The following is a 24,744-nucleotide window of genomic DNA, read 5'->3' as shown; positions in this document are numbered from 1 at the left end:
GGCTGAAATCGCCGTCGATATGTAGTAAAACTACACAGAGCCGGTCCTATCCCCGGTATATCCAAGAATTCACGTGCCCGCCCACAAAGCCGGTCACGAATCCTGGCCTCCGATTCTGGAAGCCTTTCCGCCCTGGAGCAAGCCATGCAAGACCTCGATCCCGTCGAAACCCAGGAATGGCTGGACGCCCTTGAGTCTGTTCTCGACAAGGAAGGCGAAGACCGCGCGCATTACCTGATGACCCGCTTGGGCGAACTGGCCACCCGCAGTGGTTCCCAGTTGCCCTATGCGATCACCACGCCGTACCGCAACACCATCCCGGTAACCCACGAAGCACGCATGCCTGGCGACCTGTTCATGGAACGCCGCATTCGCTCGCTGGTGCGCTGGAACGCCCTGGCCATGGTGATGCGCACCAACCTGAAAGACCCGGACCTGGGCGGCCACATCTCCAGCTTCGCCTCGTCCGCGACCCTGTATGACATCGGCTTCAACTACTTCTTCCAGGCCCCGACCGAGGAGCACGGCGGCGACCTGATCTTCTTCCAGGGCCATGCCTCGCCGGGCGTCTACGCCCGCGCCTTCATGGAAGGCCGGATCAGCGAAGAGCAGCTCGACAACTTCCGCCAGGAAGTCGATGGCAAGGGGCTGTCGTCCTATCCGCACCCCTGGCTGATGCCGGACTTCTGGCAGTTCCCCACCGTGTCCATGGGCCTGGGCCCGATCCAGGCGATCTACCAGGCACGCTTCATGAAGTATCTGGAAGACCGTGGCTACATCCCGGCCGGCAAGCAGAAGGTCTGGTGCTTCCTCGGCGACGGCGAGTGCGACGAGCCGGAATCCCTCGGCGCCATCTCCCTGGCCGGCCGCGAGAAGCTGGACAACCTGATCTTCGTCATCAACTGCAACCTGCAGCGCCTCGACGGCCCGGTGCGCGGCAACGGCAAGATCATCCAGGAACTCGAAGGCGTGTTCCGTGGCGCCCAGTGGAACGTCAACAAGGTGGTCTGGGGTCGCTTCTGGGATCCGCTGCTGGCCAAGGACACCGACGGCATCCTGCAACGGCGGATGGACGAAGTGATCGACGGCGAGTACCAGAACTACAAGGCCAAGGACGGCGCCTTCGTCCGCGAGCACTTCTTCAACAGCCCCGAACTCAAGGCGATGGTCGAAGACCTCTCCGACGACGAGATCTGGAAGCTCAACCGTGGCGGCCACGACCCGTACAAGGTCTATGCGGCCTACCATGAGGCGGTCAACCACAAAGAACAGCCGACCGTGATCCTGGCCAAGACCATCAAGGGTTATGGCACCGGCGCGGGCGAGGCGAAGAACACCGCGCACAACACCAAGAAAGTCGACGTTGCCAGCCTCAAGCAGTTCCGCGACCGCTTCGACATCCCGGTGCAGGACGACGAACTGGAGAACCTGCCGTTCTTCAAGCCGAAACCCGGCAGCGCCGAATACAAGTACCTGCACGAGCGGCGTGCCGCCCTCGGCGGTTTCGTACCGCAGCGCCGCGCCAACAGTTTCAGCATCCCGACCCCGCCACTGGACACCCTCAAGGCCATCCTCGACGGTTCCGGCGATCGTGAAATCTCCACCACCATGGCCTTCGTGCGGGTCCTCGCCCAGTTGCTCAAGGACAAGGAACTCGGCCAGCGCATCGTGCCGATCATCCCGGACGAGGCGCGCACCTTCGGCATGGAAGGCATGTTCCGCCAGCTCGGCATCTATTCCTCGGTCGGCCAGCTGTATGAGCCGGTGGACAAGGATCAGGTGATGTTCTACCGCGAGGACAAGAAGGGTCAGATCCTCGAGGAAGGCATCAACGAAGCCGGCGCCATGAGCTCCTTCATCGCCGCGGGCACCAGCTACAGCTGCCACAACCAGCCGATGCTGCCGTTCTATATCTTCTATTCGATGTTCGGTTTCCAGCGTATCGGCGACCTGGCCTGGGCGGCCGGCGACAGCCGCACCCGCGGCTTCCTGATCGGCGGCACCGCCGGGCGCACCACGCTCAACGGCGAAGGCCTGCAGCACGAAGACGGTCACAGCCACATCATGGCCTCGACCATTCCCAACTGCCGCACGTTCGACCCGACCTACGGCTACGAGCTGGCGGTGATCATCCGCGAAGGCACGCGGCAGATGATCGAAGAGCAGCAGAACGTCTTCTACTACATCACCGTGATGAACGAGGCGTATCAGCAGCCGGCCATGCCTGAAGGTGTCGAGGCAGGCATCGTCAAGGGCATGTACCTGCTCGAAGAGGACAAGAAGGAAGCCGCCCATCACGTGCAGCTGCTCGGCTCCGGCACCATCCTGCGCGAAGTGCGCGAGGCGGCGAAGATCCTCCGTGAAGAGTTCAACGTCGGCGCCGATGTGTGGAGCGTCACCAGCTTCAACGAACTGCGCCGCGATGGCCTGGCGGTGGAACGCAACAACCGCCTGCATCCCGAGCAGAAGCCCAAGCAGTCGTATGTCGAGCAGTGCCTGGCGGGCCGCCAAGGCCCGGTCATCGCCAGCACCGACTACATGAAGCTGTTTGCCGACCAGATTCGCCAATGGGTGCCGAGCAAGGAATACAAGGTGCTGGGCACCGACGGTTTCGGCCGCAGCGACAGCCGCAAGAAACTGCGTCACTTCTTCGAAGTGGATCGCAACTGGGTGGTCCTGGCCGCCCTCGAAGCCCTCGCCGACCGCGGTGATATCGAACCCAAAGTGGTGGCCGAAGCCATCGCCAAGTTCGGCATCAACCCGGAAAAACTCAACCCACTGGACTGCTAAGGAGACGCACTGTGAGCGAATTAATCCGCGTACCCGATATCGGCAGTGGTGAAGGCGAAGTCATCGAGCTGTTCGTCAAGGTCGGCGATCGCATCGAAGCCGACCAGAGCCTGCTGACCCTCGAGTCGGACAAGGCCAGCATGGAAATCCCGGCGCCGAAAGCCGGAGTGATCAAGAGCCTGAAAGTCAAGCTGGGCGACCGCCTGAAAGAAGGCGACGAACTGCTCGAACTGGAAGTCGAAGGCGCCAGCGCAGCCGCTCCGGCGCCAGTCGCCGCAGCGCCCGCACCTGCTGAAGCGCCCAAGGCTGCGGCGCCTGCCGCAGCGGCACCAGCAGCGGCAGCCGCATCGTCCGTGCAGGACATCCATGTGCCGGACATCGGTTCGGCCGGCAAGGCCAAGGTCATCGAAGTGCTGGTCAAGGCCGGCGACAGGGTTGAAGCCGAGCAGTCGCTGATCACCCTGGAATCGGACAAGGCCAGCATGGAAATCCCCTCGCCGGTTGCCGGCGTGGTGGAAAGCGTCGAGGTCAAGCTGGAAGCCGAGGTCGGCACCGGCGACCTGATCCTCAAGCTGAAAGTCGCCGGGGCCGCAGCGGCCCCAGCACCGGCTGCAGCGCCAGCGCAAACGGCCGAGGTGCACAGAGTCCCGGCCGGCGCCGACCCTGCAATCGCCGCCGAGGTCAACGCCATCGCCAAGCTGTCGGCCGCTGCCGCCAGTGCGGCAGCCGCGCCTGCAGTCGTCAGCGGCGACAAGGTGCATGCCGGCCCGGCCGTGCGCCAGCTGGCCCGCGACTTCGGCGTGGAGCTGTCGGCCGTACCTGGCAGCGGCCCGAAAGGCCGGATTCTCAAGGAAGACGTGCAGGTGCATGTCAAGGCGATGCTGCAGAAGGCCAAGGAAGCGCCCGCGGATGCAACCGGCGGCGCCACCGGAGGTGCGGGCATCCCGCCGATCCCGGTGGTGGACTTCAGCAAGTTCGGTGAAATCGAAGAAGTGGCCATGACCCGCCTGATGCAGGTCGGCGCCGCCAACCTGCACCGCAGCTGGCTCAACGTGCCGCACGTGACCCAGTTCGACTCGGCCGACATCACCGAGCTGGAAGCCTTCCGCGTCGCGCAGAAAGCCGTGGCCGAGAAAGCCGGGGTCAAGCTCACCGTGCTGCCGCTGCTGCTCAAGGCCTGCGCCTTCCTGCTCAGGGAACTGCCGGACTTCAACAGTTCGCTGGCGCCGAGCGGCAAGGCGATCATCCGCAAGAAATACGTGAACATCGGCTTCGCCGTGGACACCCCGGATGGTCTGCTGGTCCCGGTGATCAAGAACGTCGACCAGAAGAGCCTGCTGCAGCTGGCCGCCGAAGCCGCCGTACTGGCGGAAAAAGCGCGGACCAAGAAGCTCTCCGCCGATGACATGCAGGGTGCCTGCTTCACCATCTCCAGCCTCGGCCATATTGGCGGCACCGGCTTCACGCCGATCGTCAACGCGCCGGAAGTGGCAATTCTCGGCGTCAGCAAGGCGACCATCCAGCCGGTCTGGGACGGCAAGGCGTTCCAGCCCAAGCTGATGCTGCCGCTGTCGCTGTCCTACGACCACCGGGTGATCAACGGTGCTGCTGCCGCACGCTTTACCAAGCGCCTCGGCGATGTGCTGGCAGATATTCGCACCATGCTGCTGTAATCCCAGGCTTCAACTTTCGAGCACGCCACGCTCGTCCCTCAACCCCGCCCTGTTTGGCGGGGTTTTTTTTTGGCTATGTACCCGTTACCTGGTGCGCGCAAACGCTGGGTTAGCGGCGACTTTCGCCATAGCGCCCGCCACGTGGCGCCGCGCGCTGACGATGGCGTTCGACGCTTGCCGCGTAGTTTCGCCGCCCTCCTCCTCTCCCATCCATCCGCCGAGGCCGGTTGTGGTCAATCCGATCCACCTCAAGCTGATGCAGATCAAAAACCCCGGCCAGGCTTGCGCCCATCGTGAACGTATCGCACCTGCGATAACTCCATCAACAGGTGCATGCACGCGTGCACAGAGGTGAAATCATGGCCATTGGCGAATACTGCTGTCGCGAAATAGTCGCGGCATCCCCCACCGACTCGGTTGCCGTCGCCGCGCGGCTGATGCGCGACTACCATGTCGGCGACCTGGTGCTGGTCGAGCCCACGGACGACGGTAACTTCGTACCGGTGGGCATCATCACCGACCGCGATATCGTGCTCGATCTGGTCGCCAACGACGAGAGCGATCTGAGCCGCATGGCCGTCGGCGACTTCCAGCGGCGCGAGCTGATCACGGTACAAGAACAGGAGGATGTCTTCGACGTCATCGCCAAGATGCGCCGCGGCGGCGTGCGCCGCCTGCCGGTGGTCGATGAACGGGGCGTGTTGGTCGGCATCATTGCCGCCGACGACCTGCTCGGCGTACTGGCCGACGGCCTGCGCGACCTGGCTCGACTGGCGACCTACCAGGGACGGCTGGAAGCCGATCAGCAGCCGTAATAGCGCCGCCTGCGTCAAGGGAACCAGAGCATGCCTCGCCACCCGCCGGCCTCGCCGTCTAGCACCGCCACTGCCCGGCCGCCTGCCGCGGCGGTCGACAACCAGCGCATCGCGCAGGTCTTCGAGGAGATCGCCGACCTGCTGGAGCTGGAGGCCGCCAACCCGTTTCGCATACGTGCCTACCGCAATGCCGCGCGCACGGTGCGCAGCCAGGAGCTGTCGTTCGCCGAGCGGATCACCAGCGGCATCGCGCTGCCCAAGCTGCCGGGCATCGGTCACGACCTGTCGGAGAAAATCGACGAAATCGTCCGCACGGGCGACTGCGCTTTGCTGCAACGCCTGCAGCGCGAAGTCCCGGCGGGGCTGAGCGAATTGCTGCACCTGCCTGGCATTGGCCCCAAGCGGGTGCGGCAGCTGTATCAGGAACTGGGCGTCGACTCGTTGCCAAGCCTGCGGCAGGCCCTGGCTGGCGGCCAGGTGCGGCAGTTGACCGGCTTCGGCGCGCGCCTGATCGAGCGCTTACAACACGCCATTGGCGCCAAGGCCAGCGCCGAGCGACGTTATCTGTTGCCGCAGGCCGCCGCCCAGGCCGAACCACTGCTGGACTATTTGCGCGGCCTGGCCAAGGTCGAGGTCGCCGTCATCGCCGGCAGCTACCGGCGCCGCCGCGACACCGTCGGCGACCTGGATATTCTGCTGCAGGCAGACCCACAAGACAGCCGGGTCATGGCCAGCGCGCTGCGCTACCCCGCTATCGAAAGAGTCATGGCCGCCGGACCGACCCGCGCCAGCCTGCGCCTGTATGGCGGCATGCAGGTTGACCTGCGGATCGTCGCCGCCGCCAGCTTTGGCGCGGCCCTGCAGTACTTCACCGGCAGCAAGGCCCACGGCATCGCCCTGCGCCGTCGGGCGCGGGCGCAAGGCTGCAAGCTCAACGAATACGGGCTGTACCGCAACGCCAAGCAGCTGGCCGGGCACCAAGAAGCGGACATCTACCAGGCCCTGGGCCTGCCCTGGATCCCCCCCGAACTGCGCGAGGATACTGGCGAGATCGCCGCCGCCGAGCACGGCAAGCTGCCCAGGCTGATCGAACTCGACGATTTGCGCGGCGACCTGCATTGCCATACCCGCGCCAGTGACGGCAACAACAGCCTGCGCGAAATGGCCATGGCCGCCCAGCAACGCGGTTGGCAATACCTGGCTATCACCGAACACTCGCGGCGCCTGAGCATCGCCCACGGCCTGGACGCCGATCGCCTGCTGCGCCAACTGGATGAGATCGACCGGCTCAACGACGAACTGCAGAGCCTGACGCTGCTCAAGGGCATCGAGGTCGATATCCTCGCCGACGGCACGCTGGACATGCCGGATACCCTGCTGGCACGCCTGGATATCGTCGTCGGCGCCGTGCACAGTCACTTCAACCTGCCCGTACAGCAGCAGACACAACGCATCCAGCGCGCCATGGATTCGCGCTACTTCACGATCCTCGCCCACCCGACCGGACGCCTGCTGCAGGAACGCGAAGGCTACCCGCTCGATATCGAGGCGATCATCGAGCATGCGCGACAGCGCGGCTGTTTCCTCGAGTCGAATGCGCAGCCGCAACGCCTCGACCTGAACGACCACTATTGCCGGCTGGCCAAGGCACAAGGCGTGCTCGTGAGCATCGCCTCCGACGCCCATCGCAGCAGCGACTTCGACCTGCTCGAGTACGGCATTGGCCAAGCCCGCCGCGGCTGGCTGGAGCCCGCCGACGTACTCAACACGCGCAGCCTGGCGCAGCTGTTGCGCCTACTGCATCAGGCGCGTTGAGCCAGGTGCCGTAGACGCGGCGAGCCGCGAAACGGCAACACAGACCCTAGAGCGCCGCCAGGAATTCCCGCCAGGGCGTGGCCAGCAGCGTCTGGGTATTGGCCTTGCCGTAGGCGCGGATGATCATCGCCGCCTTCTCGACCTGCAGCGGGTCGTCCGACTCGATGATGTCGATGACGTCGAAGCGGCCCATGGTGGCGTAACTCTGGCCCCAGATCACATCCGGGCATTCGCGCTTGATCCGCTCCGACACATCGTCGGCCATCTGCTTGAACTCCTGCGGCGAGGCGAAGGTGCCGGCCGCCGCCTGACTGAGAATGATGTAAGTCGCCATGGCGCTTCCTCCAAGTGGATCATCTGCAATGCCGCCGACGCAGCGTCGGAACGCCGGTGCCCTTATTCGCAGGTGTAGCCGAATATATCCAGGCCTTCCTGCAGGTGATCGGCCAAGTAGGGATGGGCGATCAGGTACTCGGCCGTGCGTTCGTTCCAGTCGTCAGCGGCCTGTTCGAGCAGTTCCCCCCAATCTTCCTGCGCCGCATCACCGCGGCCCAGCCAGAGCAGCGCCACCACCTCCTGCTGCTGGTCGGGCTCGAGGTCGTCGACGATCGACTTGAACTCCAGGAATACCTCGTCGTCCGCGTGGTCGGCGAGCACCTGCAGCGCCCAGTCATCGCTCGGGCTGGTGGGTTCCTGGGGGATGGAGACCGCCTCCTTGGCATGGAACACGCGGGCCAAGGCGATCAGGCGACAGACGGTATCGGGATTGACATTCAGCATCTTGCGCACTCCCCTCGATCGGCAAAGGTTTGCATCAAGCATCGCCCCGAACAGCCAGATGCGCCAGCGCCCGGTCAGCCACGGGTCGGGAATCGCCCGACCTAGCCCTTGATGCAGACCAGCGGCTCCAGGCGCGCGACCCGCCGCGCCAGGCCGGCCAGCTCCGCGGCCAGGGCCACCGCATCGACGTCCTTGTAGGCGCCCGGCGCCTCTTCCGCGACACCGCGCCAGGACGGGCTGCGGATCAGCACGCCGCGCGCGGCCAGTTCGTCGCGCAGGCGTTCGCCGCTCCACAGGCGGCTGGCCTGGTGTCGGCTCATGGCCCGCCCGGCACCATGGCAGGCGCTGCCGAAGGCCAGGCCCATGCCGGTGGCGGTGCCGGCCAGCACGTAGGAGGCGGTGCCCATGGTGCCACCGATCAGCACCGGCTGGCCGACCGCACGGTAGGCCGGCGGTAGCTGTGGATGCCCCGGCCCGAAGGCCCGCGTGGCGCCCTTGCGGTGCACGTAGAGCTCGCGCGGGCGGCCATCGAGGCTGTGCGTCTCGCGCTTGCAGGTGTTGTGCGAAACGTCGAACAGCAGGCTCAAGCGCGCCTGGGGCAGCAGGCGGGCGAAGGTCTCGCGGGCCAGGTTGGTAATGATCTGCCGGTTGGCCAATGCGCAGTTGATCGCAGCCCGCATCGCCCCCAGGTACTGCTGGCCGAGCGCGGAGCCGATGGGCGCGCAGGCCAGCTCGCGGTCGGGCAGCGCGATGCCGAAGCCGGCCGCGGCGACCGCCATGCGCCGCAGGAATTCGCTGCCGATCTGGTGGCCGAGGCCGCGCGACCCGCAGTGGATGCTGATCTTGATGTCGCCCAGGCGGATGCCGAAGGCCTGCGCCAGGCGCTCGTCGAACAGCTGCACGACGCGCTGCACTTCCAGGTAGTGGTTGCCCGAGCCCAGGGTGCCCATCTCGTCGCGCTGGCGCCGCTTGGCCTCGGCCGACACCTCGCCCGGCTCGGCGTCGGCCATGCAACCCTGCTCCTCGATCAACGCCAGGTCCTGCGGGCTGCCGAAGCCTTGCTCCACCGCCCAGCGCGCGCCGCCGCGCAGCATCGCATCCATCGCCGCCGCACCGAGGCGCAAGGCGCCGCGGCTGCCGACGCCGGCGGGGATATCGCGGAACAGGGCATCGGCCAATGCCGGTTGCACGCCACGGATGTCCTGTTCCACCAGGCCGGTGTGCAGCAGGCGCACACCGCAGGAGATGTCGAAGCCGACGCCGCCGGCGGAGACCACCCCGCCGGCCTCGGCATCGAACGCCGCCACCCCGCCGATCGGGAAGCCATAGCCCCAATGGGCATCCGGCATGGCGTAGGCGGCCTCGACGATGCCGGGCAGGGCGGCGACGTTGCAGGTCTGCTGGTAGACCTTGTCGTCCATCGCCGCAAGCAGTTCGCGGCTGGCGAAGATGATGCCCGGCACGCGCATGGCGCCCCGCGGCGGGATACGCCAACGCTGTTCGCCCACGGTTTCGAACTTGTTCAGGTCCATAGTCGTCCACTTCCGCATTCAGACGTCGACGATGCACTGTGCCAGCCACTGGTCGGGGGCGACCCGGCGCACCTCGAGTTCGGTCAGGGTGGCGCCCTTGACTTCGACAGCCGGCCGATGCCGCGGCCGGTCCACGGGCTCGCCGTAGGCGGTGGCGCTCAGCCGATCGCCCTCGATGACCACCTGGAAGCGCCCGAACAGCAGGCCACGGGTGGCCATGGTGTAGATCACCGCGTTGAGCCAGTCGTACAGCAACAACTCCGGATCGGCTTCGCGGCACTCGATGCTCACCGCCTCGCGTTCGACTATCCCCTCGGGCGCGGTGATCAGCGCGGTCAGCGCCAGTGCGGCCTGGGCGAACGCCTCGGCCAGCGAGCCGGCATAGCCGCGCACGCCGATATCGGCACCGTGATCGAGGTGTTGCCAACACGCCTGCGGCATGGACCGATACTCCCGATAGCGCTTCGATCAGGATGGCACCCGGCGCCCCATTCGAGCAAAGCCGCGACGTACGGTATGGCGTGCCCGCTGCCCCTCAGCCCTTCTGCACCCTGCGGATCAGAAAGCTCAGCGCCTTGGCCAGTTCGGCCGCACCCTGGTGATTGCGCACGATGGTCAGCAGCGGGCTGCCATCGACCGGGTTGTACAGCACGCAGCTGATGCCACTGGACGGGCAGTCGTAACGGATAAACGGATCGACGCCGAACAGCGCAATGCGCTGGTTGCGCACGGCCACGTCGCTGCCTTGGCCACGAATCTCCTCGCGCAGTATCAACTCACCGGGCGCGCCCAGGCGCAACTGGTAGAGCAGATCCTGACGTTGCGCCTGGCCCACCTGATAGCCAGCGCGCAGGGCGTAGCTGGTCAGCAGCGCATTGCTGTGTAGCAACAGGGCCTGGCGCTCGTCCTGACTCAGGTACAGGCGCTGCACGTCGGCCAGATAACCGGCCTGTTCGGCGCTGCTCAGCCCCGCTGCCGGTTCGCCGGCCAGGGCCGGCGGTGCAACCAGGCAACCAAGCAAACACACGGCGTGAATTAGTTCTCTTGTCAGTCGCAAATGCATGATGCACCCTTACTCGACGCTATAGTGAAGCGAGCCCAACCCTCGCCTCAGCCAGCATACTGGAAGCCAGCCGCTTGATGAAAAGCCATACCGATGCCGTGAGCCGGTTAGCATCCGAGGTTGTGACACAGTTGCCAGTGCCGTCGAGGCTCGGCATGCTGCGCTTCGAACGATTGAACGAGGCGAGCTGGACGCTGTTATTTATAGACCCGGCCTGCGAACGCCAGTTCGGCATCCCCGCCAGCGAACTCTGCGCACTGATCGATGCCCCCTATGCCTGCCTGATGGAGCCTGAAGCTCGCCATCGGTTGCATGACCGCATTCAGCTGCAACTGGCGCAGCAAGCGCATTATCTGGTGAATTACACCCTGCACACCGCACACGGCCCCATCTGCCTGATGGAAATGGGCGAACCGTTCAAACAACACGGCCGGCAGCTGCTGCGCGGCTACCTGATAGCCACCGCCGACACCAGCGATCCGCTCCCGCCCGCGCCAAGCGGCGAAGAGCAGGAGCGGCAGCAGCGCTCGCATGCCCAGCAAAGCCTGATCGTGCGTCTGGCGCGCCAGCGCTACACCACCAGCGATGCGCTGCGTGAAGCCGCCGAACTGATCACCCGTACGGCCTGCCGCGTCTATAACGTGGCACGGGCGAGCATCTGGATGCTCAATGGCGCCAGTCTTGAGCCCGTAGCCCTGTTTCGCCGTGACATCGACGGCCATGAACGTGCCACGCCGATCACAATCGACGCGTTCCCCAACTACCTGCAAGCACTGCACGGTGGTCGGGCGATTGACGCCCACGACGCCTGTCTCGACCCACGCACCCGTGAGATGTCTGCGACCTACCTGCAACCAATGGGCATTGAGGCCATGCTCGATGCCAGCATCCGGGTCGGCGGCGAAGTGGTCGGCGTGCTGTGCCTGGAGCACACAGGCTCTCGGCGCGTCTGGCAGGCCGACGAAATTGCCTTCGCCGGCGAACTGGCCGATCAGTACGCGCAAGTGCTGAGCAATCAGCAACGGCGCAGCGCCACCAGCGAGCTGCACCTGTTCAAGCGTGCCGTCGAGCAGAGTGCCAGCGCCTTTATCCTGATCGATCGCGACGGCCTGGTGGAATACGTCAACCCGAGTTTTACCGCCATCACCCTGTACAGTTCCGCCGAGGTACAGGGCCGCCGCCTGTCCGAGCTGCCGGCCCTGGAAAACCTCGGCGAGTTGCTCTTCGAGGCGCCCGCCAGCCTCTGCGAACACAACAGCTGGCAAGGCGAATTCAAGAGCCGGCGCAAGAACCTCGACCCCTACTGGGGGCAACTGTCGATCTCCAAGGTGCATGCCGACGACGGCATCCTGACCCATTACATCGGCATCTACGAAGACATCACCGAAACCAAGCAGGCCCAGCAACGCATCGAACGCCTGGCCTACAGCGACAGCCTCACCGGCCTGGGTAACCGCTACGCCTTTATCCGCGCCCTGGAACGCCGCTTTGCCAGCGATGCCGGCAAACCGTTCAGCCTGCTGCTGGTGGACATCGACAACTTCAAGCGGATCAACGACAGCCTCGGCCACCAGACCGGCGACAAGCTGCTCATCAGCCTCGCCCGGCGCCTGCGCAACAGCCTCACGCCGAGCGGCATGCTCGCGCGCTTCGCCAGCAACGAATTCGCCATCCTGCTGGAAGCCGCCGACCTGGCTGGCGCCCAACAACTGGCCCACCAGGTGCTGCACACCCTGGACAAGCCACTGTTCGTCGACAACCAATTGATCAGCGTCACCGGCTCGGTGGGCGTGGCCTGCATGCCAGAACACGGGGCGGATCCACACACCCTGATGAAGCATGCCGGCCTGGCGCTGCACAAGGCCAAGGCCAACGGCAAGCACCAATTGCAAGTCTTCACCGAGGTCCTGAACGCCGAGGCCGACTACAAACTGTTCGTCGAGAACAACCTGCGCCGCGCGCTGACCCAGAACGAGCTGGAAGTGTTCTATCAACCCAAGCTGTGCCTGAAGACTGGCCGGCTGGTCGGCATGGAGGCGCTGCTGCGCTGGCACCACCCGGAGAAAGGCATGATCCAGCCGGACCAGTTCATCGGCGTGGCCGAGGAAACCGGGCTGATCATCCCCATCGGCAAATGGGTGGTGCGCCAGGCCTGCCACATGAGCAAGCAGTTGACCGCCGCCGGCCTGGGCAACCTGCAGGTAGCAATCAACCTGTCGCCCAAGCAGTTCTCCGATCCCGATCTGGTTGGCTCGATCGCCGCGATCCTGCACGAGGAGCTGCTGGCGCCAAACCTGCTGGAACTGGAATTGACCGAAAGCCTGCTGCTGGAGGCCACCGACGACACCCGTCACCAACTCAGCCGCCTGAAAAGCCTGGGCCTGACCCTGGCGATGGACGACTTCGGCACCGGTTATTCGTCGCTCAGCTACCTGAAGAAATACCCCATCGACGTGATCAAGATCGACCGCAGCTTCATCAAGGACATCCCGGAAAATCAGGACGACATGGAGATCACCTCGGCAGTGATCGCCATGGCGCATAAACTGAAACTCACGGTAGTCGCCGAAGGCATCGAAACCGCGGCGCAACTGGGCTTCCTCCGCCGCCAGCACTGCGACATCGGCCAGGGCTACCTGTTCGACCGGCCAATCGCCGCGGGCGAACTGATCGCCAGACTGCAGCGCTATCCCTGCCGCTAACCGGCCGTTTTTAACGCCCCCTCGCTTTTATCAAGAGGAGCAACGCTGGCAGTTTTCAACGGCCGGCTAGGCGATCCCGACAACGACCTGTAACACCGCGCCATGCGCGCGGTCTACCAATACACCCGCTTATGTTGAGGAAATCGTTCATGGTCCTGCGTTCGCAAATTCTTGCCCACCAACTCGAACTGCCCAACGCCGAGCAGGCTCTGCCCGGCCGTGATACGCCGCTGCCCGTACCGGACGCCCATTACGTCAACGGCCACCCGTTGCAGGCGCCCTTCCCGGCCGGCATGCAGCAGGCGGTGCTCGCCCTTGGCTGTTTCTGGGGCGCCGAGCGACGTTTCTGGCAGCAACCGGGGGTGTGGACCACCGCCGTCGGCTATGCCGGCGGCCATACGCCCAACCCGACCTACGAGGAAACCTGCTCCGGCCTGACCGGCCACACCGAAGCGGTGCTGGTGGTCTTCGACCCGCAACAGACCAGTTACGAGGCGCTGCTGAAAGTCTTCTGGGAAGCGCACAACCCGACCCAGGGCATGCGCCAGGGCAACGACGTCGGCAGCCAGTACCGCTCGGCGATCTACTGCTATGGCGCCGAGCAGCTGGCCGCCGCCAAAGCCAGCCAGGCGAAGTTTCAAGCCGAGCTGGAACAGGCCGGCTTCGGCCCCATCACCACCGAAATCGCCGAGGCCCCGCCCTTCTACTATGCCGAGGCCTACCACCAGCAGTACCTGGCGAAGAACCCCGGCGGCTATTGCGGCCTGGGCGGCACCGGAGTGTGCTTGCCGGCGTAGCCGGCATATAGGTCAGGCGGGCGGGCGATCTGCGCCGCTCAAGCTGTTCGCTTGAGGCTTATGGCTTACCGCCTGCCGCTTGCTCCTCGATCAGCCAATCCATGCGCCAACCGGCCTGGCTTTGCCCGAGCAAGGTGGTCAGCCAGGGCAGGATCTGCTTGAGCTCGTCCTCCAGGCCCCAGGGCGGATTGCTGATCACCAGGCCGGAACCGTTCAGGCGTTGCGCGTCGTCGGCGGGATGCACATAGAGTTCGATGCGCAGCAGCTTGGGCGCGTTGCTCTTTTCCAGGTCGCGGTAGAAGCGCCTGAGCTGGCCCAGCTCCTTGATCGGATACCAGATCGCCACCACCGCCTGACGCATCCGGCCGATCGCCTCGTTCAGCGACTGCACGCAACGCTCCAGTTCGTCGGCCTGCTCGAAAGGCGGGTCGATCAGCAGCAGCACGCGCTTCTCGCGGGTCGGCAGCAAGGCACGCGACACGTACCAGCCTTCGCCCAGGTGCACGGCGACGCGGCGGTCGCCGGCCATGTTTTCCTTGAGCAGGCGGCCGTCTTCCGGGTGTTTCTCGTTGAGGTGCAGGCGATCCTGTTCGCGCGTCAGCATGCGTGCCAGCTCCGGCGAGCCGGGGTAATGACGCAGCACGCCGTCGGGGTTCATGGCGCGAATGACTTCCAGGTAATCGACCAATTGATCCGGTACATCCTCGGCCTGCCACAGCCGGGCGATGCCCTGCAGCCATTCGCCGGTGCGGCTGGCCTGGTCCCCGGCGAGGTCGTAGAGGCCCACGCCAGCATGGCTGTCGAGGTAGGCGAAGGGCGCCTCCTTGCGTGACAGCAGGGCAATCAGGCGACTCAAGATAACGTGTTTCAACACATCGGCATGGTTGCCGGCATGGAAGGCGTGACGGTAGTTCATGGGCAGGCTCCTGTGGCCGCACAGTTTACGTTTGCCGCCTCATTCAAGCGACCGATTGCAGCGGCTGGGCGCGCAATAGTTCGAGCAGATGCTCCAGGGCCGGGTGACTGGGGGCGTCGCGGCGGCGCATCAGCAGGGTCGGTGCGGCGGCCAGGTCGTTGTCGATGACCTTTGCAGCCACCAGCCGACCGCGCGGGTGCAGCTGCAACAGGCTGCGCGGCAGCATACCGATGCCCATGCCGGCGGCAATACCGCCGAGTATGGCGTCGATGGACCCATAACTCTGACGCGCGCTGACCTGCAGGGCATGGCGCTCGCTCCATTGCTCCAGGCGCTCGCGGTAGTGGCAGCCAGCGGGGAAGCCGAGCAGGTTGACCGGCCCCTGCAGCAAAGACTCGCCGGCCGGGCGGGCGGGCAGCACCAGCATCAGCTCCTCGCGCCAGATCACCTCAGCAGCCAACAACGGATGCTCGAAGGGCCCGCCGATCAGGGCGGCGTCCAGGCGCCCGGCCAGCACCTGGTCGAGCAGATGGCGGCTGGTGCCGGTCAGCAGGCTGACATCGACCCGCGGCGCATCGCGATGAAAAGCCGCCAGCACCTCGGGCAAACGCACCGCTGCGGTGGTTTCCATCGAGCCCAGGCGCAATTCGCCGGCCCAGACATCCTCCTGCACGCTGCGCCAGGCGGCCTGGCACAGCTGCTCCAACTGTTCGGCATAGGTCACCAGGCGCTCGCCCGCCGGGGTCAGGCGCAAGCGCTGGGCCTGACGCTGGAACAATACGGCGCCGAGTTGGCTTTCCAACTGACGCAACCGCGCCGACACATTCGACGGCACGCAGTGCAGCTGCTGGGCGGCCGCGGTCAGCGAGCCGGCGCGGCTAAGGGCAAGAAAATGCCGCAGCAATTGGGGATTGAGCCTTTCCCAGGACGACATGGCCAGCCTCCGATTCACTCTGAGTGAGAAACATGCGCAGTATTTTTCATTACCAGTCGGATTGCTACAACCGCTAAGGTTCGAGGCCTCGACCCAGGCGTCTCGTCCATGACCACAGCCCAACCGCGCCATATCTTCCTGGCCCTGCTCGCCGGCGCCAGCGCACTGGTGGTGGTGCATGGTCTCGGCCGGTTCGCCTTCACCCCGCTGCTGCCGCACCTGATTGACGACGGCTTGCTCAACCTGGAACAGGGTGCCCGCCTGGCGACCTGGAATTACATCGGTTACCTGCTCGGCGCGCTGCTCGCTCTGGCCCTGCATGCGCCGAAGCGGATGCGCATCGCCCTGCCCCTGGCGCTGCTGCTGAATGCCTTGCTGACCCTGGCCCAGGGTTTCACCGAAGACTACCAGAGCCTGCTCCTGCTGCGCCTGGCCAACGGCATCAGCAATGGCGTGGTGTTCGTCCAGGCGCCGGCATTGGTACTGGAGTGGCTGGCGCAGCAGCAGCGCACGCGCCTGAGCGGTTTGATCTATCTCGGTTTGGGCGGCGGCCTGTTGTTGTCCAGCGGCGTGGCGGACTGGCCGGCGCACTGGCTCAGCGGCGCGCAGCGCTGGTGGCCAGCCGCGGCCCTGGCCTTGCCGATAGCACTGCTGAGCGCCTACCTGCTTGGCCAACTCAAGGTGCAGCCCCACGTCTCGACCGCCCGGCAGCCGACCACCAGGCTGTTCGATCGCGCCAGTACCCCGCTGTTTCTCGCCTATGCCGGCGCCGGCCTCGGTTATATCCTGCCGATGACCTTTCTACCGGCCCTGGCTCGCGAACAGCTACCGCCGGGCGACCCGCTGTTGAGCGGCGCCTGGCGCTGGACGGCACTGGCCAGCCTGGCCTCCATCGCCCTGTGGAATCATCTTGGCGCGCGCCTGGGCGACCGCCGCGCGCTGCTCGCCAATTACGCTACCCAGGCACTCGGCGCGGCCGCGCCGTTGCTATGGCCGGGACAATTCGGCGTATTGTTTTGCGCGGTGCTGGTTGGCGGCAGCTTTATCGGTAGTGTGTTTTTGACCCAGCGTCTGGCGCGCAGCCTGCACCCGCACCAAGGCCCGCGCCTGTCGGCGGCATTGATCGCGTTGTACGGCGGCAGCCAGTTGCTCGGCCCCTGGCTGGCCGAGCAATGGCTGGCCCAGGGCGGCAGCCTCGGGCAAAGCTTCGCCCTCGGCGCCGCCGCGCTGATCTGGGCCTTGGCCTGGTCGTTTGCGGTTCCCGTTCAGTCAGCAAGGAGGTAATGAAATGCCCTATGTGAATATCAAGATCACTCGCGAAGGCGCGACCGCCGAGCAGAAACGCCAATTGATCGAAGGCGCCACCCAATTGTTGGTCGATGTGCTGGGCAAAAACCCGGCGACCACCGTGGTAGTGATCGACGAGGTGGACACCGACAACTGGGGCATCGGCGGCATTCCGGTGACCGAGCGACGGCGCAGCGAGGGCAAAGGCTAGGCGCTGTAAGCTGCTGCGCGAATGTCCGACTTGCGTCCATGGGCCCCTCCTCCCCCGAAGGAGAGGGGCAATTCGCACCTGGCGATACAACGCCTAACTGGCACATAGCTAAAAACCAAGAGCCGCCACATCGCTCTCTGTTGAGCAGGTTTTGCAGCTTTATCACGCCAATGGATGGAACTAGGCGCTGATTATTCAGCGGCCTAGACTGGCGCCATTCCATTGGAGGTAGCCCATGTCCGAGTCCCTGCTCAGCTCCCGCAACCTGGCCTTCGAGCTTTACGAAGTGCTCGATGCCGAAGCCCTGATCCAGCGCGAGCGCTTCGCCGAGCACAGCCGCGAAACCTTCGATGCGGCCATCGACACCGCCCGCAGCATCGCCGAGAACTTGTTCGCCCCGCACAACCGCAAGAACGACGAGCACGAACCCGAGTACGTCGACGGCGCGGCGGTGCTGATCCCCGAGGTCAAGCCGGCGGTGGATGCCTTCCTCGAAGCCGGCTTCCTCAATGCCACCCGCGAGTTCGACTCCGGCGGCATGCAGCTGCCCAACCTGCTCTCGCAGGCCTGCTTCGCCCACTTCCAGTCGGCCAACGCGGCGACCACCTCCTATCCGTTCCTGACCATGGGCGCGGCCAACCTGATCGAGACCTTCGGCAGCGCCGAGCAGAAGCAGCGCTTCCTGCAGCCGATGATCGACGGCCGCTTCTTCGGCACCATGGCCCTGACCGAGCCCCACGCCGGCTCATCCCTGTCGGATCTGCGCACCCGCGCCGAACCAGCGGGTGACGGCACTTACCGGCTCAAGGGCAACAAGATCTTCATCTCCGGCGGCGACCACCCATTGAGCGAGAACATCGTGCATATGGTGCTGGCCAAGCTGCCGGACGCGCCGCCCGGGGTGAAGGGCATCAGCCTGTTTATCGTGCCCAAGTTCCTGGTCAACGACGACGGTTCGCTGGGCAAGCGCAACGACGTGGTCCTGGCCGGGCTGTTCCACAAGATGGGTTGGCGCGGCACCACCTCCACCGCACTGAACTTCGGCGACAACGGCGACTGCGTCGGCTATCTGGTGGGCAAGCCGCACCATGGCCTGGCGTACATGTTCCAGATGATGAACGAGGCGCGCATCGGCGTCGGCATGGGCGCGGTGATGCTCGGCTACGCCGGCTACCTGTACTCGCTGGACTACGCCCGCCAACGCCCGCAAGGTCGCCTGCCGGACGGCAAGGACCCGACCTCGAGCCAGGTGGCGATCATCGACCACGCCGATGTGCGGCGCATGCTGCTGACCCAGAAGGCCTATGTCGAGGGCGCCTTCGACCTCGGCCTATATGCCGCGCGGCTGTTCGACGACACCCAGACCCTGGAGACCGAAGAGCAGCGGCGCATCGCCCTGGAACTGCTGGACCTGCTCACCCCGATCGTCAAATCCTGGCCCTCGGAGTTCTGCCTCAAGGCCAACGAGCTGGCGATCCAGATCCTCGGCGGCCACGGCTACACCCGTGATTACCCGGTGGAGCAGTACTACCGCGACAACCGCCTCAACCCGATCCATGAAGGCACCCACGGCATCCAGTCGCTCGACCTGCTCGGGCGCAAGGTGTCGATGAACGGCGGCGCGGCGCTCAAGCAACTGGTCAAGCTGATCCAGGACAGCTGCCAGCAGGCCAGCGCCTACGAGTCGCTGAACGCCCTGCGCCAGCCGCTGGAGCAACTGCTGACGCGCCTGTCCGCCGTCACCCTGGCGCTGCTTGGCGATTTGCTGAGCGGCAAGGTCAACCAGGGCCTGGCCAACTCGGCGCTGTACCTGAACGTCTTCGGCCATATGGTGATCGGCTGGCGCTGGCTGGAGCAGGCGATCAAGGCCGAACAGGGCCTGGCGGCCGGCAACCCGGCCGACGCCGACTTCTATAAAGGCAAGCTGCAGGCCGCGCGCTACTTCCTGACCTGGGAAGTGCCGAGCTGCCACCACCACCTGGCCATCCTCGAAGCCCGCGACGACACCTGCCTGGGTATGCAGGACACCTGGTTCTAGGCAGCCCGGCATACTGCGACAAGACGCCCGGCACCTGCCGGGCGTTTTTTTGACAGAAAGCCAAGGGCAGCGGTTAGAATCCGTGGCACGCACCATGCATATCATGCATACAGGTGCAGTCGCCTTTCAGCCCGGAGCACTTCCTTGGACGCCAGCACCATCAATAATCTGTTCTTGATCGGTGCAGTGCTGGTGGCCTTGAGCATCCTGGTCAGCGCTTTTGGCGCGCGCTTCGGCATCCCCATCCTGGTGATCTTCCTCGCCGTCGGCATGCTCGCCGGCACCGACGGCCCCGGCGGCATCCTCTTCGACAACTACCCGCTGGCCTACCTGGTGGGCAACCTGGCCCTGGCGATCATTCTGCTCGATGGCGGCATGCGCACCCGCGTCTCCAGTTTCCGCGTGGCCCTGTGGCCGTCCTTGTCGCTGGCCACGGTGGGGGTGCTGGTCACCGCCGGGCTGACCGGCATGGCCGCCGCCTGGCTGTTCAACCTGAGCTGGATGGAAGGCTTGCTGATCGGTGCCATCGTCGGCTCCACCGACGCCGCCGCGGTATTCAGCCTGCTCGGCGGGCGCGGCCTCAACGAACGGGTCAGCGCCACCCTGGAAATCGAATCAGGCAGCAACGACCCGATGGCGGTATTCCTCACCGTCACCCTGATCGCCATGCTTGCCAGCGGCCAGGATGGACTGAGCTGGTCGCTACTCCTGCAACTGTTCCAGCAATTCGGCATAGGCGCGCTGTTCGGCCTGGGCGGCGGCTGGCTGCTACTCAACCTGGTCAACCGCATGGACCTGGCCAACGGCCTCTATCCCTTGCTGGTGGTCAGCGGCGGGCTGATCATTTTCGCCATCACCAACGCCGTAGGCGGCAGCGGCATTCTGGCCATCTACCTGTGCGGCCTGCTGCTCGGCTATCGGCCGATCCGCTCCCGTCACGGCATCCTGCACATGCTCGACGGCCTGGCCTGGCTGGCCCAGATCGGCATGTTCCTGGTGCTCGGCCTGCTGGTCACGCCCCATGAGCTGTTGCCGATTGCCCTGCCGGCACTGGGCCTGGCGCTGTGGATGATCCTGTTCGCCCGGCCGCTGTCGATTTTTCTCGGCCTGCTGCCATTCAAGGGCTTCCATGACCGCGAGCGCGCCTTTATCGCCTGGGTCGGCTTGCGTGGCGCGGTGCCGATCATTCTCGCGGTGTTCCCGCTGATGGCCGGCCTGCCGAATGCGCAGCTGTTCTTCAATGTGGCCTTCTTCATCGTGCTGGTCTCCCTGCTGCTGCAGGGCACCAGCCTGCCCTGGGCCGCAAAACTGTTGCGCGTCACCGTGCCGCCGGAGCCGGCACCGGTGTCGCGTGCCGGCCTGGACGTGCACCCGACCAGCCAGTGGGAGCTGTTCATCTACCGCCTGGGCGCGGAGAAATGGTGCATCGGTGCCGCCCTGCGCGAGTTGAAGATGCCCGACGGCACGCGCATCGCCGCGCTGTTTCGCGGCAAGGAACTGCTCCATCCCTCCGGCAGCACCCGGCTCGAGGCCGGCGACCTGCTCTGCGTGGTTGGCCACGAACATGACCTGCCGGCCCTGGGCAAACTGTTCAGCCAGGCCCCCAAGCGTGGCCAGGACCTGCGCTTCTTCGGCGATTTCGTCCTCGAAGGCGATGCCGAACTCGACGCCGTTGCCGCGCTCTACGGCCTGAAACTGGACGGCATCAACAGCCAGCAAAGCCTGGGGCGTTTCATCGCCCATGAAATCGGTGGTGAACCGGTGATCGGCGACCAGGTCGAATGGCAGGGCCTGACCTGGACGGTGGCGGCGATGGAGGGGAACAAGATCCGTAAAGTCGGCGTCAAATTTCCCGAAGGCAGTCGTCCGGGGCCAAGTCTGTTTCTCTGACGCCCTGCGGCAAACCTCCTGCGCCAAGCGTTACAGCAGCCTGTTAAACTCAACATCTTTTCGAGCCGCCCGATCGCGACCATGCCCTCTTTACGCACCTATCTAGCCGTACTTCTGCTCGGGCTTTGCCTGGGCTCGCCCTTGAGCCACGCCGCCGAGTCGCCGCAACGCGCCGACGTGCAGCGCAGCCTGGAGAGCCTGGCCGAGCGCAAACTGCCGGAAGCCGAGCAACAGGCACTCAAGCAGACCCTGGAGCAAACCCTGGAGCTGCTCAATCAGCAGGCCGACAGCGAAAAACGCCTGGGCGATCTCAAGCGGCAACTCGAGCAAGCGCCACAGCTGATCAAGGAAGCCCAGCGCGAGCTGACCAGCCTCAAGGCCAGCAGAGCCACCGCGGTCACCCAGCGCTATGCCGATACGGCGGTACCGCAACTGGAGCAATTGCTCAGCGAGCGCAACGCCCAGCTGAACGACTGGCAGAAGCAGATCATCGATGCCAACAGCCTGATCATCACCGCGCAGACTCGCCCGGAACGTGCGCAGGCGGAGATCAGCAACAACCAGACGCGCATTCAGGAAATCAACAATGCCCTGAAAAACGGCAAGGAAGCCGGCAAATCGCTGACCACGGAGCGGCGCGACCTGCTCAGCGCCGAAGTTGCCGCGCTCAATGCGCTAACCCTGTTGCGCCGCGAGGAACTGGCGGGCAACAGCCTGCTGCAGGATCTGGGCAGCAGCCAGCGCGATTTGCTCGATGTGCGCATCAAGCGCCTGGAGCAGGAGCTGCTCGACCTGCAATCGCTGGTCAACCAAAAACGCCGGGCACTGTCCGAGAAAACCGTTGCCGAACAATCCCTGGAGGCGGAGAAAGCCGGCTCGGACAAGCTCCTGGCCAGCGTCAGCACGCGCAACCTCAAGTTGTCCGACTACCTGCTGCGCGCCACCGAACGCCTCAACCAGCTGACCCAGCAGAACCTGCAGACCCGCCAACAACTGGATGCCCTGAACCAGAGCGACCAGGCCCTGGATGAACAGATCGACGTGCTGCAAGGCAGCCTGCTGCTGTCGAAGATCCTCTACCAGCAAAAACAGGCCTTGCCCAAACTGACCCTGGACAACGGTCTGGCCAATGAAATTGCCGATATTCGCCTCTACCAGTTCGAGCTGACCCAGCAGCGCGAGCTGCTCAGCAACCCCGGCGCTTATGTCGAGCAGTTGCTTGCCAAGCAACCTGCCGAGAACGTCACCGAGGAATTGCGCGCGACCCTGCTTGAACTGATGGACACGCGCCGCGGGCTGCTCGAGCGTCTCAATCGTGAGCTCAATGCGCTGCTCAACGAGTCGATCACCCTGCAACTCAACCAGAAACAACTGCAAAGCACCGCTCGCACCCTGCGCACGACCCTGGATGAGCAGATGTTCTGGATCCCCAGCAACAAGCCCCTGGATCTCGACTGGTTCGCCAGCGTGCCGCGTCTGCTGGAGCGCCAGATTGCCGACCTGCCATGGGGTTCCAACCTGCGCGAGCTGGGTGCCGGCCTGATCGAGCGCCCGCTGTTGTTTCTGCCGCTGCTGCTGCTGATCGGCCTGCTGCTGTGGAAACGCAGCTACCTGTACCGCAAGCTCAGAGAGCTGCACCAGGACATCGGCCACTTCAAGCGTGACAGCCAGCTGCACACCCCCCTGGCGATTCTGTTCAACCTGCTGCTGGCGCTGCCCGGCACCCTGTTCCTGGCCCTGTGCGGCTTCGCCCTGCAGATGGACGCCCGCGGGCAGAACGTCAACCTCGGCGCGGCCCTGTTCGAGATGGCCCAGGCCTGGCTGGTGTTCTATACCGTCTACCGGGTTCTCGCCCCGGGCGGGGTGGCCGAGCTGCATTTCCGCTGGCCGCGCGCCCAGGTCAATTTCCTCCACCGGCAGATTCGCCGTCTCGGCCTGGTGGTCATCGCCCTGGCTGGCGTCGTCGCTGTCGCCGAACACCAGCCTGCCAGCCTGGCCGACGATGTGATCGGCATCGCCGTGGTGCTGGGCTGTTACGGCCTGATGGCCTGGCTGCTGCACCAGCTGCTGCTGAGCGGCCCGGCACGCGAGCATGCCTCGGCGTTCCGCATATTCCTCGGTCTGCTGTTCAGCCTGCTGCCGCTGGCGCTGATCATCGCGGTCGGCTTCGGCTACTACTACACCGCCCTGAAACTCAGCGACCGACTGATCGACACCCTCTACCTGCTGGTCATCTGGCTGTTCGTCGAAGCCGCCTTCGTGCGTGGCCTCGGCGTCGCCGCCAGACGCCTGGCCTACCAGCGTGCCACCGCCAAGCGCCAGGCCCAACAAGCCGCCGAGGGCGAAAGCGGCGACGTCGTGATCGAAGAACCGACCCTGGACATCGAACAGGTCAACCAGCAATCGCTGCGCCTGATTCGCCTGGCCCTGCTCGGTGCCTTCATTGCCGCGCTGTACTGGGTCTGGGCCGACCTGATCTCGGTGTTCGCCTACCTGGACAACATCAGCCTCTACGAATACAGCAGCGGCACCGGCGAAACCGCCAGTTTGGTGCCGATCAGCCTCAGCGACGTGCTCGGCGCGTTGATCATCGTCGGCATCACCGTGGCCCTGGCGCGCAACCTGCCGGGCCTGCTGGAAGTACTGGTGCTGTCGCGCCTGAGCCTGGCGCAGGGCAGCGCCTACGCCACCACCACCTTGCTGTCCTACCTGATCGTCGCCGTCGGCTTCGTGGTCACCCTGTCCACCCTGGGGGTCAGCTGGGACAAACTGCAATGGCTGGTGGCGGCGCTCTCGGTCGGCCTGGGCTTCGGCCTGCAGGAGATTTTCGCCAACTTCATTTCCGGCCTGATCATCCTGTTCGAACGCCCGGTGCGCATCGGCGATGTGGTGACCATCGGCAACCTGTCGGGGACGGTGAGCAAAATCCGCATCCGCGCCACCACCATCACCGATTTCGACCGCAAGGAAATCATCGTCCCGAACAAGACCTTCGTCACCGACCAGCTGGTCAACTGGTCGCTGAACGACACCGTTACCCGGGTAATCATCAAGATCGGCGTGGCCTACGAGACCGACCTGGAGCTGGCGCGCAAGCTGATGCTGCAGGCGGCCGAGGAAAACCCACGGGTGCTGCGCGATCCCGAGCCGCTGCTGTTTTTCCTGACCATCAGCCCCAGCACCTTCGACTACGAACTGCGCTTCCATGTGCGCGAACTGGCCGACCGCAACGCCTCCACCGATGAAATTCTCACCCGCATCGCCCTGAGCTTCCGCGAGCACAACGTCGAGATGGCCTTCAACCAGGTCGAGGTCATGGTCAAGAACCTGCAAGGCCAGGAGCTCAACCTGAGCACCGGCAAGAGCACGCTTGGCGAACCCGCCAAGCGCAAGCTCGAGCACCAGCCCACACTTAAAGCCGAACCCGAACCCGAACCCGAACCCGAACCCGAACAGGATCCGATCACCCCGACGACACCCGCAATCGATCCGCAGTAAACA

At 65.0% G+C, this 24,744-nt stretch carries 18 protein-coding genes; 11 read left to right on the top strand and 7 right to left on the bottom strand.

Features of this window, described 5'->3' with window-relative positions; genetic code table 11:
* The first annotated feature begins 144 nt into the window (after positions 1–144).
* The 4 genes from aceE (at position 145) to polX (ending at position 7,093) form a co-directional block, all read left to right on the top strand.
* Positions 145–2,790, top strand: a complete 2,646-nt coding sequence (gene aceE / locus G9C89_RS00850) for a pyruvate dehydrogenase (acetyl-transferring), homodimeric type (protein ID WP_172143469.1) — start codon at positions 145–147, stop codon at positions 2,788–2,790.
* Positions 2,791–2,801: 11 nt separating this feature from the next.
* Positions 2,802–4,463 carry a dihydrolipoyllysine-residue acetyltransferase gene (gene aceF / locus G9C89_RS00845; protein ID WP_172143468.1) on the top strand — a complete coding sequence of 554 codons (1,662 nt, stop codon included), beginning with the start codon at positions 2,802–2,804 and terminating at the stop codon, positions 4,461–4,463.
* Between the two features lie 341 nt (positions 4,464–4,804).
* A complete protein-coding gene (locus G9C89_RS00840) occupies positions 4,805–5,278 on the top strand; it encodes a CBS domain-containing protein (RefSeq protein WP_315852744.1) in 474 nt (157 codons plus the stop codon).
* Between the two features lie 30 nt (positions 5,279–5,308).
* Entirely contained in the window at positions 5,309–7,093 is a 1,785-nt protein-coding gene (polX, locus tag G9C89_RS00835; RefSeq protein WP_172143467.1) for a DNA polymerase/3'-5' exonuclease PolX, read from the top strand.
* Positions 7,094–7,139: 46 nt separating this feature from the next.
* Here the strand turns inward: polX and G9C89_RS00830 are convergent, their stop codons facing one another.
* The 5 genes from G9C89_RS00830 to G9C89_RS00810 form a co-directional block, all read right to left on the bottom strand.
* The gene (locus G9C89_RS00830; protein WP_172143466.1) at positions 7,140–7,427 is read right to left on the bottom strand and encodes a GYD domain-containing protein; all 288 of its coding nucleotides are present in this window, start codon (positions 7,425–7,427) and stop codon (positions 7,140–7,142) included.
* Positions 7,428–7,489: 62 nt separating this feature from the next.
* On the bottom strand, positions 7,490–7,873 hold the full coding sequence (locus G9C89_RS00825; RefSeq protein WP_172143465.1) for a DUF3775 domain-containing protein: 384 nt from the start codon (positions 7,871–7,873) through the stop codon (positions 7,490–7,492).
* 101 nt (positions 7,874–7,974) lie between these two features.
* Positions 7,975–9,405 (bottom strand): RtcB family protein, encoded by a 1,431-nt coding sequence (locus tag G9C89_RS00820; RefSeq protein ID WP_172143464.1) that lies wholly within the window; start codon positions 9,403–9,405, stop codon positions 7,975–7,977.
* An 18-nt stretch (positions 9,406–9,423) separates the two neighbouring features.
* Positions 9,424–9,846: an archease gene (locus tag G9C89_RS00815; protein WP_172143463.1), complete on the bottom strand. Its 423-nt coding sequence runs from the start codon at positions 9,844–9,846 to the stop codon at positions 9,424–9,426.
* Between the two features lie 94 nt (positions 9,847–9,940).
* Complete coding sequence (locus G9C89_RS00810) at positions 9,941–10,468, bottom strand: hypothetical protein (RefSeq protein WP_172143462.1); 528 nt, start codon at positions 10,466–10,468, stop codon at positions 9,941–9,943.
* Positions 10,469–10,545: 77 nt separating this feature from the next.
* Between G9C89_RS00810 and G9C89_RS00805 the strand changes: the two genes are divergently transcribed.
* Together G9C89_RS00805 and msrA are read left to right on the top strand one after the other, a co-directional pair.
* Positions 10,546–13,170 carry a putative bifunctional diguanylate cyclase/phosphodiesterase gene (locus tag G9C89_RS00805; protein ID WP_172143461.1) on the top strand — a complete coding sequence of 875 codons (2,625 nt, stop codon included), beginning with the start codon at positions 10,546–10,548 and terminating at the stop codon, positions 13,168–13,170.
* Between the two features lie 149 nt (positions 13,171–13,319).
* Positions 13,320–13,967 carry a peptide-methionine (S)-S-oxide reductase MsrA gene (gene msrA / locus G9C89_RS00800; protein ID WP_172143460.1) on the top strand — a complete coding sequence of 216 codons (648 nt, stop codon included), beginning with the start codon at positions 13,320–13,322 and terminating at the stop codon, positions 13,965–13,967.
* Positions 13,968–14,025: 58 nt separating this feature from the next.
* Here msrA and G9C89_RS00795 read toward each other — a convergent pair whose 3' ends face one another.
* Together G9C89_RS00795 and G9C89_RS00790 are read right to left on the bottom strand one after the other, a co-directional pair.
* Positions 14,026–14,883 carry a 23S rRNA (adenine(2030)-N(6))-methyltransferase RlmJ gene (locus G9C89_RS00795; protein ID WP_172143459.1) on the bottom strand — a complete coding sequence of 286 codons (858 nt, stop codon included), beginning with the start codon at positions 14,881–14,883 and terminating at the stop codon, positions 14,026–14,028.
* A gap of 43 nt (positions 14,884–14,926) precedes the next feature.
* Entirely contained in the window at positions 14,927–15,817 is an 891-nt protein-coding gene (locus G9C89_RS00790) for a LysR substrate-binding domain-containing protein (protein WP_172143458.1), read from the bottom strand.
* 108 nt (positions 15,818–15,925) lie between these two features.
* Between G9C89_RS00790 and G9C89_RS00785 the strand changes: the two genes are divergently transcribed.
* The 5 genes from G9C89_RS00785 to mscK all read left to right on the top strand — a co-directional run bounded on the left by G9C89_RS00785 (position 15,926) and on the right by mscK (position 24,741).
* Positions 15,926–17,101 (top strand): YbfB/YjiJ family MFS transporter, encoded by a 1,176-nt coding sequence (locus G9C89_RS00785; protein WP_172143457.1) that lies wholly within the window; start codon positions 15,926–15,928, stop codon positions 17,099–17,101.
* 4 nt (positions 17,102–17,105) lie between these two features.
* A complete protein-coding gene (locus G9C89_RS00780) occupies positions 17,106–17,315 on the top strand; it encodes a 2-hydroxymuconate tautomerase family protein (RefSeq protein WP_172143456.1) in 210 nt (69 codons plus the stop codon).
* 235 nt (positions 17,316–17,550) lie between these two features.
* Complete coding sequence (locus tag G9C89_RS00775) at positions 17,551–19,353, top strand: acyl-CoA dehydrogenase (RefSeq protein WP_172143455.1); 1,803 nt, start codon at positions 17,551–17,553, stop codon at positions 19,351–19,353.
* Between the two features lie 144 nt (positions 19,354–19,497).
* Positions 19,498–21,243: a potassium/proton antiporter gene (locus G9C89_RS00770; protein ID WP_172143454.1), complete on the top strand. Its 1,746-nt coding sequence runs from the start codon at positions 19,498–19,500 to the stop codon at positions 21,241–21,243.
* 81 nt (positions 21,244–21,324) lie between these two features.
* Complete coding sequence (gene mscK / locus G9C89_RS00765) at positions 21,325–24,741, top strand: mechanosensitive channel MscK (RefSeq protein ID WP_172143453.1); 3,417 nt, start codon at positions 21,325–21,327, stop codon at positions 24,739–24,741.
* Positions 24,742–24,744 lie beyond the last annotated feature (3 nt).

The organism is Pseudomonas tumuqii, from assembly GCF_013184545.1.
Taxonomy (GTDB): domain Bacteria; phylum Pseudomonadota; class Gammaproteobacteria; order Pseudomonadales; family Pseudomonadaceae; genus Aquipseudomonas; species Aquipseudomonas tumuqii.
This window is presented reverse-complemented; position numbering and strand designations above follow the sequence as displayed.

Excerpts from the sequence above, each read along its gene's own strand:
- aceE (WP_172143469.1), top strand. The coding sequence starts at position 145 with ATGCAAGACCTCGATCCCGTCGAAACCCAGGAATGGCTGGACGCCCTT.
- polX (WP_172143467.1), top strand. The coding sequence starts at position 5,309 with ATGCCTCGCCACCCGCCGGCCTCGCCGTCTAGCACCGCCACTGCCCGG.
- G9C89_RS00830 (WP_172143466.1), bottom strand. The coding sequence starts at position 7,427 with ATGGCGACTTACATCATTCTCAGTCAGGCGGCGGCCGGCACCTTCGCC.
- G9C89_RS00825 (WP_172143465.1), bottom strand. The coding sequence starts at position 7,873 with ATGCTGAATGTCAATCCCGATACCGTCTGTCGCCTGATCGCCTTGGCC.
- G9C89_RS00820 (WP_172143464.1), bottom strand. The coding sequence starts at position 9,405 with ATGGACCTGAACAAGTTCGAAACCGTGGGCGAACAGCGTTGGCGTATC.
- G9C89_RS00815 (WP_172143463.1), bottom strand. The coding sequence starts at position 9,846 with ATGCCGCAGGCGTGTTGGCAACACCTCGATCACGGTGCCGATATCGGC.
- G9C89_RS00810 (WP_172143462.1), bottom strand. The coding sequence starts at position 10,468 with ATGCATTTGCGACTGACAAGAGAACTAATTCACGCCGTGTGTTTGCTT.
- G9C89_RS00805 (WP_172143461.1), top strand. The coding sequence starts at position 10,546 with ATGAAAAGCCATACCGATGCCGTGAGCCGGTTAGCATCCGAGGTTGTG.
- msrA (WP_172143460.1), top strand. The coding sequence starts at position 13,320 with ATGGTCCTGCGTTCGCAAATTCTTGCCCACCAACTCGAACTGCCCAAC.
- G9C89_RS00795 (WP_172143459.1), bottom strand. The coding sequence starts at position 14,883 with ATGAACTACCGTCACGCCTTCCATGCCGGCAACCATGCCGATGTGTTG.
- G9C89_RS00790 (WP_172143458.1), bottom strand. The coding sequence starts at position 15,817 with ATGTCGTCCTGGGAAAGGCTCAATCCCCAATTGCTGCGGCATTTTCTT.
- G9C89_RS00785 (WP_172143457.1), top strand. The coding sequence starts at position 15,926 with ATGACCACAGCCCAACCGCGCCATATCTTCCTGGCCCTGCTCGCCGGC.
- G9C89_RS00780 (WP_172143456.1), top strand. The coding sequence starts at position 17,106 with ATGCCCTATGTGAATATCAAGATCACTCGCGAAGGCGCGACCGCCGAG.
- G9C89_RS00775 (WP_172143455.1), top strand. The coding sequence starts at position 17,551 with ATGTCCGAGTCCCTGCTCAGCTCCCGCAACCTGGCCTTCGAGCTTTAC.
- mscK (WP_172143453.1), top strand. The coding sequence starts at position 21,325 with ATGCCCTCTTTACGCACCTATCTAGCCGTACTTCTGCTCGGGCTTTGC.